The organism is Anaerobiospirillum sp. NML120449 (genome assembly GCF_023051105.1).
In the GTDB taxonomy this organism is placed as follows: Bacteria; Pseudomonadota; Gammaproteobacteria; order Enterobacterales; family Succinivibrionaceae; genus Anaerobiospirillum.
Window position 1 is genome coordinate 1 of record NZ_JALKIL010000024.1, and the last position, 18,936, is coordinate 18,936.

Sequence of the window (18,936 nt, forward strand, 5' to 3'; positions counted from 1 at the left end):
GATGAAGAGGGGCTACAATAGTAGTTTGTGTCAAAATGTCAAGATTATTTTAGGAAGATTTCCGATATTTAAGCTAAATTTCGTGGATTTCCTTAGCGATATAATTATGTTAACACTACCTGTTCTGCATCGCACCTAGTGAAGCGCGCTCACCATCGTACAGACCGATGAGCTTGTCCATTGCAGTTATAATCTTTTCCGACTCGCCTGCAGTTGAAAACTTAACCGTGACAACACCAGTAGCTGCGATATTTAAAGCATCAACATTACCATTACCAAGCTTGGAAAGAGCAAAATTCTTCATGGTAAGGTCAATGGTATCACCACTGTTTGCGCCTACCTGGAAAGTAATTTTAGCGTCGTCACCGGCGGCATTCTGCTTACCCCACATAGCATTATCCTGCTGGCCATTAAGAATGGTTTTGCCGCCAAAGGTGGTCTTGGTAACGATGCGCTGGACTTCGTTGAGCAGGGAGTTTGCTTCGGCGCTCAGTGCTTTGCGATCATCAGCTGTGTTAGTACCGTTGTTGGACTGAACAGCCAGAGTACGGACCTTCTGCAGCATGTTGGTGATTTCATCCATAGCGCCTTCAGCTGTCTGAGCAAAAGCTATTCCGTCAGCTGCATTACGGTTGCCCTGGTTAAGGCCATTTATCTGGGTGGTTAAACGGGAACTGATCTGAAGGCCGGCTGCGTCGTCCTTTGCGGAGTTGATTCTTAAGCCAGAAGAGAGTCTTTGATAGGTTGTAGCCAATTGGTTCTGAACATTGTTCAGGTAGCGGCGACCATTAAGTGAGCTGATGTTTGTGTTGACGTAAACTGCCATAGTAAATACCCCATAGATCGCATGACGTTAAGTTCCAGGGGCAGGTGGCAATGCCAGTCTTGCGCCCTTTTTCTCTCATTAATTTCTTAACGTCCCTCAGGTCTGGGTTTTTATGAGCATCAGTACTCAGCTTCTCGTGAATAATAAAGGCGTAACTACAATGTTTTGTAGAGCTTGCTAGATGCATACATGTCGATGTTTCGGTGCTGTAGCAAGTTTTCCTTTAATATTCGTTATTTATCATCTTTGTCTGGAGAAAATGCTTGTATGTAAGTGTTGTTATATAGAGCGACTGCTGATTGTGGGATTGTCTGCTGATGTTGGGGTTATCAGCTGTTATCGGTCGATATTGAGAGTATGGGGGGATGGCAGGCGGGAAAAATAACAGCCTCCGGCTGCTGCTGTTGTTTTGCAGCAGGCCGGAGGCCTGGGAAGGATTTATTGCCATGTGGCAGGGCGTAAGGCAGGGACCAGGAGGCCCTTGCTGTTAGGCCCAGCGGCTGTCAGAGAATGCTGGCAGCGGGATTTCCATGGCTGGACCACTGTAGGCATCTGGATTGACTACGTGGTTGATGAAATAGTTACGGATAAGCTCATCTTCCATGATAACGCCAAGGTTCTCGCCGTTGCCTGAGGCATCAGCCCATGGTGAGCCTGGGGCAGTCAGGAACTGAGTGAAAGCTTCCTGAGTAAATCCGGAGAAATTATCTACAGTCTGATCAATCACGTAAATGATGGCAGGCTGAGTAATTCTCTGCTCCAGAGGGCTCTGGGTATCAGTAAAGTTCAGCTGATGATGCATGTGATCGAAAAGAGCGCGAGGGAAGATTGGACCAGCTTCCCAGGTAATAGGACGCTCGTCGGTAAGGCGCATGTCAAAGAGGGCCATGACGCTGCCATAACTGCAGAAAAGCAGGCGCTGAGCCTTGGCCTGATTGATAGGGTAGTTCTTAAGATAGCATCTCTTTATGATGTAGGTTAAGACCTGTGAGCTGCTGAAGAAAATCTCGCGCATAAAACCTTCCTAAAATACGCCCGGATAAATGGTACTGTCCGCCTCATAAGTGCATGGCACGATACCATACTCTTCGGTAGGGGGATCTTCAGATAGTGCATATATTATGGTGATTTTTCAGGGAAAACAAGCAAAAACATGTCAGCTGGTGATATTGGTCATATTGCAACTAAGATACAGCATGACGTTGTTAATACCCCAAAAGAATGCCCACTGCGACGGTCATTTCCGCTAATACACAAAACAAAAGACCCGTAGTTATGTCCCGTGCCATGGGAGTGACTGGCTTTGCTCTGACAAGATGACAATGCAGTCTTCCCTGGAGGGTTGATATGCATACAGCAAGTAACGCGCCAGGTGTTGCCAGGTTGTTTATAAGCCCCATGGAACCGGCCTTTAAACGGCCTCAGTGTCACGATTATTCATGTTTATGGCTGAAAGTTGGATACTGATTTTGGTGGTTTGCCTGAATGTTGTCTGTTTGAAAATGACGTAAATCTGCAATACAAAGAGCTAAGTAAAGTTGCCTCAAACAGGCGGCTTTGCCCCAGACAGACAGCACGGTCAGTCACAGCTTTTTGTATTGTCAGCGTCTGAACTAATATGCTGCAGCGGCTGTAGCAAAGTGCATATACATGCGCGTTTGCATGACCATTTGAGTGTCCGGAGCATGCATTTGCTGGTCACGCATCAGCTGGACGTGCATTAGCAGGGCGTCATGCATTAGCGGTCGGCCGGGCGGCAGTGCTGCAGGGCTGGGCTGGGCTGAGGTGGCGGCTTACTGCTTTGTGCTGGTACAGTTTGCAGTTTTGTTCCTGGTGATACTTTCAGCTGGATTAAGGACGAATGAGCTCCTGGATTTGAGCAAGGCGTTCGTCCTGGTCTTCAGAGCGCAGGCGCCAGCCTATGGCGCACAGGACAACGAGCAGTACTGCCAGAGGTATATTGCCAAAACGCACGAATGGGGTCATTCCCGATGCCGGAGTAAAGGACATAATCAGGGAGCCCTCGATATTGGTCTCAAGACGCTCTCCAATACTTCCGTCAGACTCAATCAGCGCTGTAATGCCTGAGTTGGTGACACGAATCATTGGCTTTTGCATTTCCATGGATCGCATCTGGGCAATGGCCAGGTGCTCCTGAGGACCACGGGTATCGCCATACCATGAGTCATTGGAAATCATGATGATGCCATTGGTGTTCTCATCATGCAGTGAGCTCATGAGCTCAGGGAAAATGGATTCGTAGCACAGGGCTGGAATCAGATGAAGATTGTTACGCTCGATGTAAATCTGCTTCTGGTTGTACTCTCCACGGGTAAAACTCGACATTGGGAAGTTGAAGATTGAGCCGAGCTGCCTTGTGTACTTTTCAAAAGGAACAACCTCGCCAAAAGGCACCAGCTGACGCTTGTCGTAGTACTGGACCTGATCGATGTCATTGCTCTGACCAAGCAGGAACATGGAGTTAAAGCTGTGCTGATCTTCAGTAACGCGCTGCATGCCGATAATCATTGAGGTTTCACTTTCATTAGCATAGCGGTTCATGTCGCGCAGCAGCGGACGTACCTGCTGGAAGTAGACAGGCATGGCTGATTCAGGCCAGACAATAATGTCGTTTTTGCCAAAGTGATCTACTGACAGAGAGATGTACTTGTCGATGCTTGGCATGGTCTGGGACGGATCCCATTTAACAGCCTGAGGGATATTGCCCTGAATGGCGGCCACTTTAACTGGCTGTTCATCGGTGGTGTACTTAACACCATGCAGGAAAATACCAAAGAAGAAGAGTACACCGGCTACAGGCAGGTAGATGTAGCGTCTTTCAATGGCCAGGGCCAGAGAGCCGGCGCAGATAAAGAGAATAAGGGTCAGACCGCGTACACCAATGAGCGGGACATAAGCTGTAAATGGGCCCTCAAGCACGGTGTAGCCAAAATACATCCATGGGAAGCCGGTAAAGAGCCAGCCTGCAATAAAGTCAGCAATGATAAGCGCTACAGGCAGGAAGCACAGCAGGAAGGCATTTTTGAAAAAGCGGTATTGCTGACCATCTTTCATGGTCAGTACAGGGAAAAGGTAGTTCTGCGTAAAGCCCTGAGGGATCATGCTGCCACCCATGGCAGGCTCTGGCATTTCAACAGCGTCCTCGTCATCTTCAGGTTCTTCCTCGGGCTCCTCAGCCTTTGGCTGATATTTCTGAAATGCCAGACGGAAAGCAAACATGCCCATCAGAGCATGAAAAAGTGCCAGATAGGCACCAAATAGACTTTCTACGCCAAAGGAGAGCAGATATGGCAGTCCGCCAAAGTCAGTCATGACGAAGTTAAGCCACTCAAGAGTGATGGTATTGAGGGCACCAAAGTACATGAGCAGTGACCAGAAGACCTGCTTTCTGGTCTTAAGGCTGGCTACAAAGCAAAACTCAAAGGCCAGGGCTACCAGGCTAACCGGCCACATGTTCCATGGGGCATAACCAAGGGTGGAGATAAGACCAAGGCACACTGAGGTTATGACCAGACCTGATTTTGAGTGCAGTACCTTCTGCCAGAATGAACGATCGCTGAAGATTTGAAGCTTGACAAGCAGGGACGACATGATCACCACCGAATTGAGCCAGATGACACACAAAAAGAGGTCGCTGCCGCATCCCCTGCATCCTTGCACTTATTTGAAGGCTCTCAGGCATGTGGCAGTAAAACCGGGAAAAAACGAAAGTGACATTCTAACAAAAGACCTGCAAATCCGCCTGTATTCCGAAAAATATGTCACTTATGCCCCTGTGCGGCGCAGCAGTAATGATGAAATCTGCGCGCAGCGTGGCCGCAGGTGGAGATTTTACCGGCATTGGCTGTTCTGACGCCTCATTTTTTTATGCTCTCAAAGTTCATGGATCTCTGGCGCTACCGTTCCACGGTATGGTGCTTTTCTGAGGCAGGGTGGATGAGGTGATCTGCAGGGATTAGCTGTTTCATGGCATGCTGTGCAGGGCCGGGTATGAGAATAGGGGGGCAGGTGTGAGGCTGGCAGGTCTGTGGCCTGGGCACAGGCGGCAGCCTTTTGGGGGCGCTGTTTTTTGTGTGTGGAGGGATTGTCCGGCATTTGGCGGACTGTTCATGGATTATGTGGAGGTTATATACCTCGTAACTCCGTGTTTATCAGGATAGTGTCAGTTGTTATTGAAATGTGTCTATGGTCGGTATGGATATTACTGAGGTGCAATTGTGTTGGTGTAATGTTCTCTTTTTACGCTATAGCATTTACATATGTGAGTGAAAAAGCTGATAAATAAGAGATCTTATCCAAACTAATGCATCAGCTGTCCGATCATATACAAGCGCAGTATGTAATAATACGCTAAATATTAAGGGGATACTCCTGCCTGCATTCTCCTTAGAAAGCCTGACTTTGCGTCTGATAAAACCATCGATGCCATAAGACTTGTCCAGCCTGTCCAGATTTTTCTGGCTTTGCAGGGCCTTGTTATGGCTTTTTGTGCTTTGGGCCAGGATCAGAGCCTGTTGGGGAAGTGCAGGATTCATTTGTTCTTATAATCAGAAAGAAATGTCAGATCCACGTCCTGTGATGACTGCGCATTTATGTATGCTCATATTACGCTGCGTTGTTGAGTATTTTCATATGCACGGACCAGCTGACATGAAGTCAGGTTCATTTACATGGCCCAGTCCAGTCAGTACATCACTTTTGTAAATAACCATTCCTGTCCCTTATGCGGCTCACGCGATTATGTAGTTGGAGCTGAGCGCAGGGAAATATTGCAGTCAGTGCCTGTAAAGCCTGAGGAGCTCGATACTCAGGCTGTGGTCAGTTTTACACCGGCTTTGTGCAACAACTGCCAGCTTTCTTTTAACGAAACAGGAATCAGCGATGAAACCAGATCATGGATCTGGGGACGTTACAGGTTCTACAAGGCCTCATCCATGGGCGGAGCTAACTATCAGCCCTACATAGATGAGGTAAGAAAGCGCCTTGATAGCAAAAGTGCACGTGTGCTTGAGGTAGGTGGATATGACGGCTATCTGCTGCGCACCCTGAGTAATGAGGGTTACACCAGTCTGACTCTGATTGACCCGGCTGTGGTTACTGACGGAATCGACCAGTGCCGCAACAGGGTAACAACCGTAAAAGGATTCTTCCCTGAAGATGAGCCTGTATATCGCATGCGCGTGGAAAGAGGTCGCTCATACTGTTGTGAATCCAAATGCCCGTCAGTCCTTGAAAATGGCGATATACATGGCCACAGCTGCGAGCCTGGCAACAGTCATACCATGGCTGAAGGGCTTAGCCTGGATACGGTTGGACTTTACGATGTAGTCGCCTGTAAGGAAGTCCTCAGTGTTGTGCCTGACATCATGCACTTTGTAAAGGGACTTAACGCTGTGCTCAGGATGGGAGGCACCCTGGTGCTGACCACTCCGCCATTTAACAGTATGCATGCCATGCAAATCTGGCACTTTAATGCCAATGCCATTGACTGGATTGTCTCCCGTTGTGGCTTTGAGCTTACAGAGCACAGGGTAACCTCTCAGGTAACTTACGAGATCTATGTCCTGACCAAGATTGCAGATGTGCTCTATGATGCTGAAGTTCATGATGCAGCGGATTTAATTAAGCCCCAGAGGAGTGAAAACTCCGGGGGATACGAAGGAAAAGTTTTTTCGCGTCATATTCAAAAGCAGTGCATTGAGCAGCTCGCTCAGTCATCCACTGTTTCTGCCTCCGCAGCAGCCATGCTTAATGAAAAGCTGCGTACTCACGCTGAGCTGGGGCATACCCTGGTCATCTACGGTACCGGTCTGCAGACTTTCAATATCCTGAGCTGCCTTGATAAGACCAGTGCCAGCATGGAGCTGTTACTGGTTAACTCTCTTAAAGACGACGAGGGATCTTTATTCATGCTTCCTGACGGGTCAGTCAAGGAAGTGCACTGGGCCGTTTCGGCCTTAAAAGACAGACATATTCCAGTTCTGATACTTGGAGTGCTGTCTCCACGTTTTATGGAAGAGATCACCGCAGTGTTGCATGAAATCAACTGCACCTGTGATGAACTTATTTCCATGCAGGATCTTATCTGAACTGGTTAGCATTTTCCGATAACTATGCCTGCATGAGCCAGAGCTCAGTCTGCATATGACTGTAAGCCCTGTTGCGCAGCTGTGTATTAACAGTCATGGACAAAAAGCATAAGGAGTCTGCAGACATGATTTGCAGCATATCCATGAGCATTTCCGGAGTATGACAGCCCATTACATCAGGCTGTTATATAACGCAGTCAGAAACCAGGTGCTCTGGCTCTGGCTGATATCAAAGGTAAAAATATGTCTTCTATCAGTATCACAGGCGGCTCACCTGTATCTGAGCCTGTAATTCTGACCCTGGGCGCAAGTGCCGAGGCTGTTCCTTTTCTTTCTCTGCTCATGGATGAGGGACTGTCAGTCGTATGCATGGATCGCAACCCGACGCTCCCTGAAGAGTTTACCGCCCGCCATAAAGGTCAGCTCAAATGTCTGGCCCGTGACTTTGGTGATATCGGTCAGGCTGAGCGTACCGTTGTCGAGGAGGGTATAACTCATACTCTGGCTCTGCCTGTTGGCCGTTCTCTTACCGCTATGGGTAGAATAAATGACCGCTTTGGTTTTGCAGGTCCGTCCTTTGCTGCCATTGACATCATGACTGACAAGCTGAGCTTTCATAATTTTCAGCTGGCCAACGGGCTTAATGACGCGGGCCATATTGTTATTGAGTCAGGTACCAGAGAGGAAACTGTCTCACGCGTTGAGGAAATTGAGGCAGCCCTTGATTATCCTTTCATTGCCAAGCCAGTATGGGGATCAGGCTCTCAGGGTGTACGTGTCATCAAAAACAGAAATGATTTGCTTGCTTACGAGTTGCCTGAGCGTTTTGCCGGCTGCCGTCTGCTGCTTGAGAAAATGATTGGTGGCATTGAGTTTTCAACCAATGTGTTTGTTGATGAGAGCAGCCGCTGTCATATGATGGGCCTGTTCCGCAAGGAAATTACAGCTGCTCCGTACCGTCAGGAGTCATGCTATTTCAGTGACGAGTTCAGCAAACAAAGCGCTATCATCATCAATTACATGAACAGGATCTGCACTCTGCTCAAGCTCAGCAACTGCTTTATCAATGCTGATGTAATTATTGATGGCAATAACAGACCATACATTGTGGATATATCCCCACGTCTTGGTGGCAACAATCTTCTGCGCCTGCTGCGTTTTAATGGCAATAATCCGCTGAAAATCTTCAATCAGGCTGTGATCAGGGGGAGTAAGGATGTAGCTGTTAACACCAGTCAGAAAACAGCTGTGCTTCGTTTCTTCAACTTCATCCGCAGCTTCTGCTATCACCAGCATACTGACGATTACAGTGCTGAGTTAACTGGCAGCTCATCTGCTGCTAAAGGTCAGATTCCAGGCAGTCTGTATAACGAGCGTGAGCGCCAGTGCATTGTAGAGATAGTCAACAGACTGGAGCCGGGTAAGATGTATGGCCCCATGTTCTCAGGCGCTGATACTGCAAGAGGCCACATCTTTGTCAGCCACGAAAGCATCCGTACCGCAGACGAGCTGACTGTGCGCTATCTCAACTGGCTTATCGACAGCTCCAGTGCCGTCGTAGCCTGCTGATTTCACAGCAGTGAAACATGCATGAAAAAAATGGGGCCAGCAGGGCCCCTTTTTTTCTGTTGCGGCAACTGGCCAGCCATTAAAATCCTGTCCCGACTGCCCGCCTCTGCCATACATAATACGGAACCTCTAACAGGCTCATCCGCCCCGTCTTTCCTGCAATAACGACCCCAGCCTCACCCGGTACTTTCAGTGCTTTCCTGTGGCCAGCAGGAATACTGTGCTCATTGCACTCAGAATATAGTCAACAGGTCCATTAACACGCTCTTACCGGCCTCACTGTGTCCAGATACTGTAACCGCATACTCAGAGTAATCTCTGGCCACACATGGTCTCAGTCTGCCTTGCTGATGATATTCCTTGCCATAATGTTTTGTAAAGCGTTGCATCTTTTGGAACGTGCGCTGCAGCCGGGGAAGTGCAAAGCAGTTCGCGTTTTCCTTTAAGCCGCTGCATACAGTATGGATGAGAGCTGTGTCAGCTCCAGGTGGCGCAATTGCTGCAATTGCACTGCAACTTGCTAAAATGACCTCATATTTGTGCTTTACTCCGCAGGGTGAACTTTCAATGGCCAATGAAGAACTGCTCAAAAAACTTCCTTCCTACAGAACTTTTTCAATAGAAGAGTTAAAGGATGGCTCATGGCGCAACAAGCCAGGTGAAACCTGCCTGCGCTCGAGCTTCAGAACTGATGATATTGAGCGTCATTATGAAATCGAAGCACAGAAACGAGAGCTGATTGCCCGTAAAGAACTGGCCGAACGTCAGAGGGCAGTCTCACGTATGGCACCGACGCCAGCGGCGCCCGCACCCGCATTCGCACAGACACCTGCATATGCACCAGCACCTGCATATGCTCCTGGGCCTTCAATTGCACAGCCGCAGCACCAGGGGCAGACATACGCTCAGCCTCAGGGGCAGGCACAGTCACACGTGCAGGCTCAACCACAGGCTCAGCCACAGTATCAGGCTCAGCCATCAGCTCACACTACAGCACCGGCACTGACAGGGCAGTCATTGCCTGCATATGATGCTATGCCAGATACCGGTCATCTTGCAGAGGATGAGATAGTTGAGTATACCCAGTGGTCAGACAGTTCTGATGATGGCCAGGCCGGGGCTGATATCTGGGATGATTTTGATCCTGAGGCCATCATGGCTCACCAGGCTCAGGCAGCTGCAAGTGCTCAGAGTAACGTCCAGAGCAAGGCAGCAGCTGCTCAACCGGCCGCTTCCGGTCCAAAGGTGCGTTTTGAGTTTGCTGAGCGTCCTGCTTCAGTCAGCAATAGCAGTAATGACAGGCAAAATGTCTTTCAGGGACAGCCTGTAAACTCCAGCCCATATTCTGCACCACCTGCACAGAAAGCGGCAGGCGCCCGCACCAGCAGCAAGGCAGGTGCTGGCAGCCGTACCAGCAATGATGGCAATGCTGGCAGCGGCTCAGGTCATGCAGCGGCTGCAGCTTATGCCGCAGGCCGTGCTCATGAGGGGAATATGGGCAGCGCCCGCGCAGCTGCAGACACCCGCGCCGGCAGCCACAGCCACTCCAGTGCCCCTGAATTTGATGTTCCACCAGAGTTTGCAGATCAGTATCACGACCAGCATCAGGCTGATTATGCTTATATGCCTGAGTCCATGCCTGAACCGGCCCCATCACATAAGGGCGGTCATATGCCTGAGCATATGCATATGGGAGCACCAGAGCCGGTTAATCCTTATGCAGGCGACATGAGCAATATATTTGATGTTATGGAAAGCGCCATTGCCAGCAGTGCCTTTAACAGCACCAGAGCTCAGAGCGTTCCTGCAGTGTCCCCTTACGGACAGAGCGGTGTATCAGCAGCCAGAGCCGCATCTCAGGTTAAGACTCAGGCAGCAGTTAATGATGACCTTCCACCATGGTATATCGGTCCTGATGATACCCGTCTAAACCAGGCGGGCAACTCAGCTGCCAGACAGGGCTTACAAACCGGCAGTACTTCTGGCATGAGTTCAGCTGCTCCCGGTACTGCCTCTGAGACCATGACCGGAGGTAAAGCTGCCAGTAAGGCTGGTAAATATGCCGGCATGGCAGGTAAAGCTGCCAGTAAGGCTGGTAAAGATGCCGGCATGGCCGGTAAGGATGCCGGCATGGCTGGTAAAACCTCCAGTATGGCCGGTAGCGCGGCCAGTATGGCTGCCGACAGTGCCGCAGGTAACGGCGCTGCAGCTGAGGTCGCTGCCGGCGCTGAGGGAGCTGGTGCAAGTCATGCCATGAAGTGGGCTGGGGGGCAGGATGAGGAAGATGACAGCGGCTTTAGTTTTGAGTACATCAGTAAGGTGCTTGATGATTACCGCAATAAAGTAGAGCCAGAGCTGTGTAGTCAGCAAAGAGGCAGGTCGGCGCGTAAAAGCAGCACCAGAGCGGCTGCACAGCCTGCAGGATGGGGCGGTGTTGCCGGTTCATCACAGTCAGCGATGCAGGCTCATAAGTCTAATGAATCAAGGGCTTTTGCTTTTGGCAGCTCTGCTCATGCTCCTGCTCATGCTTCTGCTCCGGCTGCGCCATACAGCACTTATGAGCCCGAAGTGTCTGGCAAGTCGGGAGATGACGAGGTTGATCTTTATGATTTTCGTGAAAGTATGGAGGACCTGGTGGCTCCATATGGCATTACTGTGCTTGATGTTGATAACAGACCTTTTCAGGTACTGTGTTCCATGCTCTCAAGAGAGGATGAGCGCTTCAAGCTAAGTGTTTTCTACAGTAAGCAACGTAAGATCAAATATATCCAGTGCGCCTGTACCAGTACTGAGGTCAAGCTCTGCCTGAAGCATCTTGAGGCTCTCAGGGGCAGCTCCATTGATGACATGAAGCTCAGTGAGCAGGAGCCTGATTTTGTAGCTCAGGGCGTGCGCAATAAGGGCATGGCGGCCCGCAATAAAAACATTGCCCTCGTGTCAGCAGAAGTGGCCTCTCAGGTAGTGCATGGCGACAAAATCGACATCCACAGTGCTGCCCGTGCCGGCATGGGCAAGGTAGTAACTCTCAATGACAGGGTCGAAAATATCCTCAAGCCTCTGGGCTTTAAGATACGCGACTGTCAGGAGAAGAGTTACCAGCGTCAGTTCTCAGTAACTACTCCATCAGGACAGAACATTATGCTCATGGTGTGGTACAAGGGTTCGGGCAAGGTCTCCAACGTTCGCTTTAACCTCACACCAGGCGCCGACAGAGAAGCTATAGGAAAGGCCCTGACCCAGCTTAACAGCAGTGTGGTAAATACCATGCTCGAAGAGCTGGTCAGCGGACGGGGCCGCTGAGAGCAGGCAGCCGCCGCACCGCCTGAGGCGGCGCGCGGCTGCCCCTCGAGGCCTTGCCTTTGGCGGCTGCACCCCCTTGCGTACTTTGACATGTCAGGAGTCAGGACTGGATATTATGGTATTTTCACAACAGCGGTAACAGCAGTGCCTGCTGTTACTGGCAAAGCATCACCTTCAGGTGAGCAAGGAGCATTGTTATGCTGAAGCTGTCTGTACGTGCCGGACTGTGTGCTGCAGCCATGACGCTGGTCAGCGCCTGTAACTCCACAGATCCTCAGACTCAGTCGATGATAGACAGTGTGGTTACTGCCCTGCCATCGGAGGTGGAGGGATGTACCTTCCTTGGTAATGTCGACACTGATTACGGCTCATACTCCATACAGGCTGCCCGTAACCATCTGCGTCTGAAAACGGCTCAGCTCGGGGGCAATCACCTGGTGGAGACTCATCTTGGTGTAAGTGCCGGAACAGTGTTTTACTCCCGTCACTGGGGCGGTCCTTATGCTGACCCTGACACCTACCTTCTCTCAGGACGTGCTTACTTCTGCCCTGAGGGTAAGGGGATTACAGGCCCAATGCGTCCGGCTGCCATACCTCTTGAAAAGAGCCCTGGTATTGCTGACGGTCCGTACCGTCCTGAGGGGCATATTCCCCCTGTACGCGACAGCAGTGCCACCCCTCCTGCAGCTGACGGCTCTTTAAAAGCTGCTCCCGTACCATCTGATGAAAATACTGAGGTTCTGGCCTCAGATTCAGATCAAAGACCAGCACCTCATGGATCAGTTAATCCAGGCCCTGTGAAAACATCAGAATACGGTCAGATAATTGAGACAACAGCATATCCTGAGTCAGGGGCATTATCAGGATCACCAGTGAGCATAGGCGTGGGCATAGGAGTACACCTGTAGCAAGGATAATACGCAGCCGGCCATCGCATCTGCAATGCAGCTGCAGCACCTGCCCTCATGCCTGGCACCGGGACGCAGCACCTGCCCTCATGACCTGGCTCCGGGCTGCAACGGCCTGACCTTGTCGCCCCGTCAGGCATTTAATCTTCTTCAGCCTGAAGCTGCACACTCATGCAGATGATAAAACAAAAGGCCTTATCCTTTGCAGGGATAAGGCCTTTTGTTTACGGTCAATACCAGCCACCAGGGGCACGATATCAGCCGTGCCGCAGAGATAATCAGGCAGGGCACGCAGGCAGCGGTCCTGCTGGAGCAACCTGGGCTTCAGGCTTACTCCTCAGGCTGAGGAGTAACAGTTACCTGGATAGTCTGCACCTTGTGGTGATTGGAGCTGAGAATCTTGAAATTGAACTCGTTGAGGGTTACGGTTTCATCCTTGTGAGGGATGTGACCTAACAGATGGATTACCAGACCGGCAACGGTGTCTACATCAATCTCAGGCAGGCTGGTCTTGAAGAACTCTTCAAACTCTTCAAGAGGAGTGATGCCCAGCAGAGTGTATGTGTTCTCATCTGTGCGGGTGATGTAGTTTTCGATTTCTGCCGGATCGTACTCGTCAGTAATCTCACCTACGATAAGCTCAATAATGTCTTCGATAGTTACCAGACCGCAGACACCGCCATACTCATCAATGGCCATGGCCAGATGCATGCGATCTTTCTGGAAGTCGCGGAGCATGACATTGACGCGCTTGGTCTCTGGGACGAATACCGGCTTGCGCAGCAGGTTTTCAATATCGCAGATACGACGGTCGCCCTCATTGGCAAGAGGCAGCAGATCCTTGGCCAGCAAAATGCCCTGAACATGATCCTTGCCTTCGCTGGTGACAGGGTAGCGTGAGTGTCCATACTGCTTGATTGTATCAATAGCCTGAGCCACAGTACTCTCAGCGTCAATGGCCACAATGCGGCTGCGCGGGATCATGATATCGGCAATACGGCGCTGTGAGATATCAAATACACCACGAATCATATCCTCAGTGTCTTCATTGATAATCTCATCGGCACCGGCCTGCTCGATTACTTCGGCAAGCTCCTGCTGGTTGGATGGAAGTGCACGCTTGAGGATAAGGCGTGCCAGGCGCTCGCGGGTACGGCTTATGAAAGACGGATGCGACGGTAAATCAGATCCCATAGTGAGAATTATAAACTCCATGAAAAAAACACAGCTCATTATAGCGTGTATCATGCCCCCGTCATTAACCTGCCCTTATTTAGCGTGAGCATCCTCAAGAAAATCCCCGGTCATAAGCAGCCCAGGTACCACAAAGCCCTCCCTCATAAGCACGCACCATCACCTGTCTTTACGTCAGCCTGCCCATACCTGATATCAGCGCCGTCAACCTCTGAGTTCTCCCGTGCAGACTCATCCAGTATCAGAGACAGGGCAATACCTGTGGCCCTTGTCCGGGACAGAGCAGGGATATGGCCATATACAGCCAAAAGACATATCCCACAGACATACCCCACAGACATAACCCACGTACATATCCAACGGACACACCATACGGACACAACCGCCAGCCCTCACATGGCAAAGGCAGGTGCAGTGCCATTTGCAGTGCCTTTGGCAGAGGGCAGCCCAAGGGCAAGGGCCATAGCAAGAGTTTTGTGCATGGCAGGAGGCATGTGCATGGCAGAGAGCCAGGGGCATTTCATTGCCCGTCAGCAGCCGCTGGAATTTGCGCTGATGAAAGGTTTTGCCTCACCATGTGCATTATCTCTGTAACACGCAATGCCTGGCACTGAGCGCTGCACATCAGGATATGGACTGTGGCGGCCTGCACATCAGCATATGGCCTGCGGAGGCCAGCACATCAGCATATGGACTGCGGCAGGCTGCACATCAGGATATAGCCTGCGGCGGCCTGCACATCAGTATATGGACTGTGGCGGTCTGCACATAATGGCATGCCTGATTGTTCAGTCACAATTTGTTATGACCGACTGTCAAGTATTTTGTGATTGAGAAGGGCAGGTTGCAGTCGGGGAGCCGTTTTTTTGTACCGCACTGCCAGGTCGCAGACTCGATGATAAATATCTGGTTTGCCATCATTGTTTGTCCGGCTTGTGCGTAATTGTCAGTTGCAAAAATCCCATATATATCGCTATTTACCTGTTATTCTGTCAAATATTTTAAATATTTACATATTTTTAAAATTGTGAGGAATTTCACGGAATGGTGCCAGAGAAATGCAGTATTTTGCAGACAGTTGCCCATAAAAATGTCGACATCTGAGCGGGTTTTTCATGGGGCAATCTGCACTCATTGTGAGTTCATGTCCACAGTTTATCTGGAGGGTATATGGGTTTTCTAAATTCTTTAGGCAAGGGGCTGTTAGTAGCTGGAAAGGCAGTAGCTGAGAAAGGCAAGGAGGTTCAGGAGCTCAAGGCCAGCATGAGTTGTGAATCCGACAGCAGTCTTGCCCGTAAAGCAAAAAGCGGTTCAGTGTGGGAAAAGGGTGCAGCCTTAAGTATTCTTAAAGAGCGCGGCTACACCGTTGAAGATATCAAAAAAATGTAGTTCTGCTCTTCTGGAACTGAGCTGCCAGCAGCTCTTTTTCATGAAGGACCAGAGTACGACACCGGGCCGTACAAGCTTTGATCAGGCATGCCCGCCTCAGTTGCAATAATACTGTGGTGGGCATGTGCTTTTGTGCCATACCTGTTAATCAGGTCGCATGGCGCCCGATAAGCTCCCGGGCAGGTGAAGGTCTGGAGACCATGGCAGGTGCCGGCCTGGGGCCAGCTCAGTGTCAAATCTTCAGGGCAGATGCAGCAGTCCGGGCCGGTGGATGTAAACTTGAGGTTATCTTGTAGTTTCCCGGGAAGTGATGACATGTTTGACTGCGACTGCTGTGGCCTGTGCTGCCAGAATATACGCAATTCCGAAATCTATGCTCATCTTGATCGTGGTGACGGCGTCTGCCGATATTACGATGATGACACCCGTCTGTGCTCCATTTACGAAAATCGTCCCGATATATGCCGTGTGGACCTGTGCTATGAAAAGTACTTCAAGGGCTCCATGACTCTTGAGCAGTACTATGCCATGAACCATGAGGCCTGCAACATGCTCAAGGTGCAGGCAGAGCTCAAGGCAAAAAGCTCTGACACTGATAAGGACAGTGGCCAGGGCCAGGACGTTTAAAGCCCCGGGCAGGCAGGGCTGATACTTGAAAGGGGCTGCCCCTGGCAGGAAGCTAAGCTCATGACTGGCCTCAAATGCCGGCTCAGTATCAGGAACAGTATCAGGATCAGATTCATTCGTACCATGGAACCTTTCGTACCTTCAGAGTCTTGCTAATACGGTTCCATGGCCTGTGCCTGATCACTGGAGCAGACCAGGCCACGGCCCCTGTCTCCTAAGCCCCATGGTGCTGCCTTCATAATTCAGGTCTCTGTCATGCCTGGCTTTATGTATCAGTCTTAAGCGCAGTGCAATGCCCTGCAGAGATTTAACCGGCAGTTTGAATGCACATACTGGTATAAAAGTGTTACATTGCAGGTACCCTGAGAATATCTATGCCCTGCAGTTTGAATGCACATACAGGTATAAAAGTGTTACATTGCTGCTACCCTGAGAATATCTATGCTCAGCCTTGATGAACCCTTTAACTGTGAGCCCGCAGTGCACTGACAGTGCACTAAGAATGCAGTGACAGTGCAGCTTGAACTGCAGCGATGGCTGCAGGGGACGTAACCCCGTTTTTCTCTTTCTCTTTTTCGTCTGGTCAGCTTGAGCCGTGCGCTTCTGCCGTGCATTGCTCATATCCCTGGACAGGATAATCAGCACGCATGCCACTGGTCTTCTCTGCCTGAATACCAGTTTTTCTCTTTCTCTTTTTCGTCTGGTCAGCTTGAGCAGTGCGCTTCTGCCGTGCATTGCTCATATCCCTGGACAGGATAAGCAGCACGCATGCCACTGGTCTTCTCTGCCTGAATACCAGTTTTTCTCCAGGGATGCCATCGTCAGATCAGCTTGAGCAGTGCGCTTCTGCCGTGCATTGCTCATATCCCTGGAGAGGATAATCAGCACGCATGCCACTGGTCTTCTCTGCCTGAATACCAGTTTTTCTCCAGGGATGCCATCGTCAGATCAGCTGCCCGCCTGAGCTTTTGCGCGCTGGCGGAGCTGCGCTGCCTCAGCACAGCTTTGTCTGTGCCTGGCATATGTCTGCTGCCCTGTGTCCCCCCCTGGCGGCAGCTGCAGCTGGAGCGTCCGGCTCAGCGATCAGGGGCACAGCCATGGCCGTGTCATATACAGCCATGGTCGGGTGCGGCACATGGCAGCACAGGTGCGTCACAGGCGCGGCCTGCTGTGATGGTCAGAACTTAACTTTTTTTTTACGTGCTTTATTGCTGGAGGAGTTCAGCATGAATAAAACGCTCACTGCCGGGAGTGTTGATGAAATTTTCGACGACCGCAGTACTTCAGACTCTCTTATTACCATGTACAAGAGGCAGGTATTTGAAAGCCTGGTAACCTCCTTTGGCCTTGATATGTTTATCAGGGATCAGCATGGCGGTGATGTAGATACCGTACACAATGTCCGCAAGATTGGCGACGATCCTGAGATGACCTGGAAAAACCAGGATTATGCCCGCAAATATGAAAATCGTGGTGAGTACGACAGCAGCAAATACCATCAGCACGAAAATTACCGCCGCCGTAACAAAGAGGGATCTGAGGCCCGTAAAAACGGCGGAATTGAAGACGGTTATACAGGACAGACTCTGGGCGCTAACGACAGGGTTGATCTGGACCATGTCAAATCAGCAAAGGAAATTCACGATGACCAGGCCGTGTACTTGACAGACCTTAAAGGCGAGGATCTGGCCAACAGTGATGAAAATCTTGTCCATACCAATGCTCGCACCAACCGCTCCAAGAAAGATAAGAGCATGGACGAGTTTCTGGATAAAAAGGGCGATGAGTATACCCCGGAACAGCAGGAGCGCATGCGCGAGGCTGACCGCAAAGCCCGTAAGGCCATAGACAGAAATATCAATCTTGCCTATTACACCAAACCCCAGTTCATGATTGATACGGCCTATGCCTCGGCTAAAACCGGCGTTCTCATGGGTGCCCGTCAGGCTGTGGGCTTTATTGTTGCCGAAATCTGGTTCAGTGTTTCCGAGCAGGTCTCACGGCAGGGGGATGCCCGCTCTCTGCTCAGCCGTGCTTCCGATGGCTTAAGAAATGGCCTTGAGCGCGCCCGAGACAAATATGCGGTGATCTTCAGCCGTTTTGTCGATGGTGCTGTAGCCGGTGCTCTGTCCTCTCTTGTCACTACTTTAATCAATATCTTTGCTACTACTGCCAAAAGAGTGGTCAATATCCTCAGGCAGACCTTCACCCATATCTGCCAGGCACTGAAGATCCTGGTAACCAACCCTGATAACCTCAGCCCTGAAAGAAAGTACAAGGCAGCGGCCATAGTAATGGCCACCGGTCTTGGCGTGGTGCTGGGCGGTCTTATTAACGAGGCTTTAAACGCCACTGCCCTGGGCACTGTTCCAGTGGTGGGCGAAATTCTTACCACCTTCTGCAGCACTCTGGCAGCAGGCATTATCACCTGCACCCTTATCTATGCCATTGAAAATGTCAACCTGATCGATGACATGCGAAAGCTTATTCTGGACGGCAATCCTGTTCATGAGATTGAAGAAATTTACATGAAACGTCTTGGTCTGATGGATGAGCTGTTAAGCAAGCTCGACAATATGCAGACTGAGGAGTTTGCCCGCGAGTCCCGTCTGGTCAGCACTGAGGTTATGAAACTCAGAAATGCCAAAGACAGCAAAGACCTGGTATCCAGACTCTTTGGCGTCTACAACACGCTGAAGCTTGCCCTTCCTTTTGGCAAATACACCGATCCTGATGAGTTCATGCGCGATGCCAAAGCTGTGCTCAAGTTCAGAAAAGCTCCAGGACGCAAACGCAAATAAGCGCAGCCACACCAGCAATATCAGGCACGTCAGCAACAGCGGGCGCATCAGGCGCAGCAGGCACAGCTCTTTGCCGTAAGGACCATCTGACCTGCGCTCCAGCAGTGTTGTGATCATGGAGCATACAGTCAGTGCTGCCCTTTGGTGCCTGAACATAAGGTTGTACCTGCAGGTGTCTGAGTACGTCACTGCCTGGTGCCTGAGCATATCAG

Annotated in this window: 13 protein-coding genes; 8 read left to right on the forward strand and 5 right to left on the reverse strand. The window is 50.5% G+C overall.

The features are described 5' to 3' along the window. Positions 1–115: 115 nt before the first annotated feature. The 3 genes from MXE41_RS07875 to lnt form a co-directional block, all read right to left on the reverse strand. A complete protein-coding gene (locus MXE41_RS07875; RefSeq protein WP_247100104.1) occupies positions 116–826 on the reverse strand; it encodes a flagellin in 711 nt (236 codons plus the stop codon). 487 nt (positions 827–1,313) lie between these two features. Continuing rightward, a complete protein-coding gene (locus tag MXE41_RS07880; RefSeq protein ID WP_246977955.1) occupies positions 1,314–1,841 on the reverse strand; it encodes a hypothetical protein in 528 nt (175 codons plus the stop codon). A gap of 836 nt (positions 1,842–2,677) precedes the next feature. Continuing rightward, a complete protein-coding gene (gene lnt / locus MXE41_RS07885; protein ID WP_247100105.1) occupies positions 2,678–4,438 on the reverse strand; it encodes an apolipoprotein N-acyltransferase in 1,761 nt (586 codons plus the stop codon). Between lnt and MXE41_RS07890 the strand changes: the two genes are divergently transcribed. Next, a complete protein-coding gene (locus tag MXE41_RS07890; RefSeq protein WP_247100106.1) occupies positions 4,437–4,700 on the forward strand; it encodes a hypothetical protein in 264 nt (87 codons plus the stop codon). The genes lnt and MXE41_RS07890 overlap by 2 nt on opposite strands. Positions 4,701–5,100: 400 nt before the next feature. On the opposite strand, the gene MXE41_RS07895 is transcribed toward MXE41_RS07890, so the two are convergent. Further along, complete coding sequence (locus MXE41_RS07895; RefSeq protein WP_247100107.1) at positions 5,101–5,382, reverse strand: hypothetical protein; 282 nt, start codon at positions 5,380–5,382, stop codon at positions 5,101–5,103. A 135-nt stretch (positions 5,383–5,517) separates the two neighbouring features. Between MXE41_RS07895 and MXE41_RS07900 the strand changes: the two genes are divergently transcribed. The 4 genes from MXE41_RS07900 (at position 5,518) to MXE41_RS07915 (ending at position 12,713) form a co-directional block, all read left to right on the forward strand. Then, the gene (locus MXE41_RS07900) at positions 5,518–6,936 is read left to right on the forward strand and encodes a methyltransferase domain-containing protein (RefSeq protein WP_247100108.1); all 1,419 of its coding nucleotides are present in this window, start codon (positions 5,518–5,520) and stop codon (positions 6,934–6,936) included. 243 nt (positions 6,937–7,179) lie between these two features. Next, the gene (locus MXE41_RS07905) at positions 7,180–8,505 is read left to right on the forward strand and encodes an ATP-grasp domain-containing protein (protein ID WP_247100109.1); all 1,326 of its coding nucleotides are present in this window, start codon (positions 7,180–7,182) and stop codon (positions 8,503–8,505) included. Positions 8,506–9,540: 1,035 nt separating this feature from the next. Continuing rightward, positions 9,541–11,805 carry a hypothetical protein gene (locus MXE41_RS07910; protein WP_247100110.1) on the forward strand — a complete coding sequence of 755 codons (2,265 nt, stop codon included), beginning with the start codon at positions 9,541–9,543 and terminating at the stop codon, positions 11,803–11,805. 197 nt (positions 11,806–12,002) lie between these two features. Then, positions 12,003–12,713, forward strand: coding sequence for a DUF4156 domain-containing protein (locus MXE41_RS07915; RefSeq protein ID WP_247100111.1), 711 nt, complete (start codon positions 12,003–12,005; stop codon positions 12,711–12,713). Between the two features lie 330 nt (positions 12,714–13,043). Here the strand turns inward: MXE41_RS07915 and MXE41_RS07920 are convergent, their stop codons facing one another. Continuing rightward, positions 13,044–13,907, reverse strand: a complete 864-nt coding sequence (locus MXE41_RS07920; RefSeq protein WP_247100112.1) for a transporter associated domain-containing protein — start codon at positions 13,905–13,907, stop codon at positions 13,044–13,046. Positions 13,908–15,077: 1,170 nt separating this feature from the next. On the opposite strand from MXE41_RS07920, the gene MXE41_RS07925 reads away from it, so the two are divergent. The 3 genes from MXE41_RS07925 to MXE41_RS07935 all read left to right on the forward strand — a co-directional run bounded on the left by MXE41_RS07925 (position 15,078) and on the right by MXE41_RS07935 (position 18,724). Further along, positions 15,078–15,296 (forward strand): hypothetical protein, encoded by a 219-nt coding sequence (locus tag MXE41_RS07925; RefSeq protein ID WP_247100113.1) that lies wholly within the window; start codon positions 15,078–15,080, stop codon positions 15,294–15,296. A gap of 315 nt (positions 15,297–15,611) precedes the next feature. Continuing rightward, a complete protein-coding gene (locus MXE41_RS07930) occupies positions 15,612–15,923 on the forward strand; it encodes a YkgJ family cysteine cluster protein (RefSeq protein ID WP_247100114.1) in 312 nt (103 codons plus the stop codon). 1,226 nt (positions 15,924–17,149) lie between these two features. Continuing rightward, positions 17,150–18,724, forward strand: coding sequence for a hypothetical protein (locus MXE41_RS07935; RefSeq protein ID WP_247100115.1), 1,575 nt, complete (start codon positions 17,150–17,152; stop codon positions 18,722–18,724). Positions 18,725–18,936: the final 212 nt, after the last annotated feature.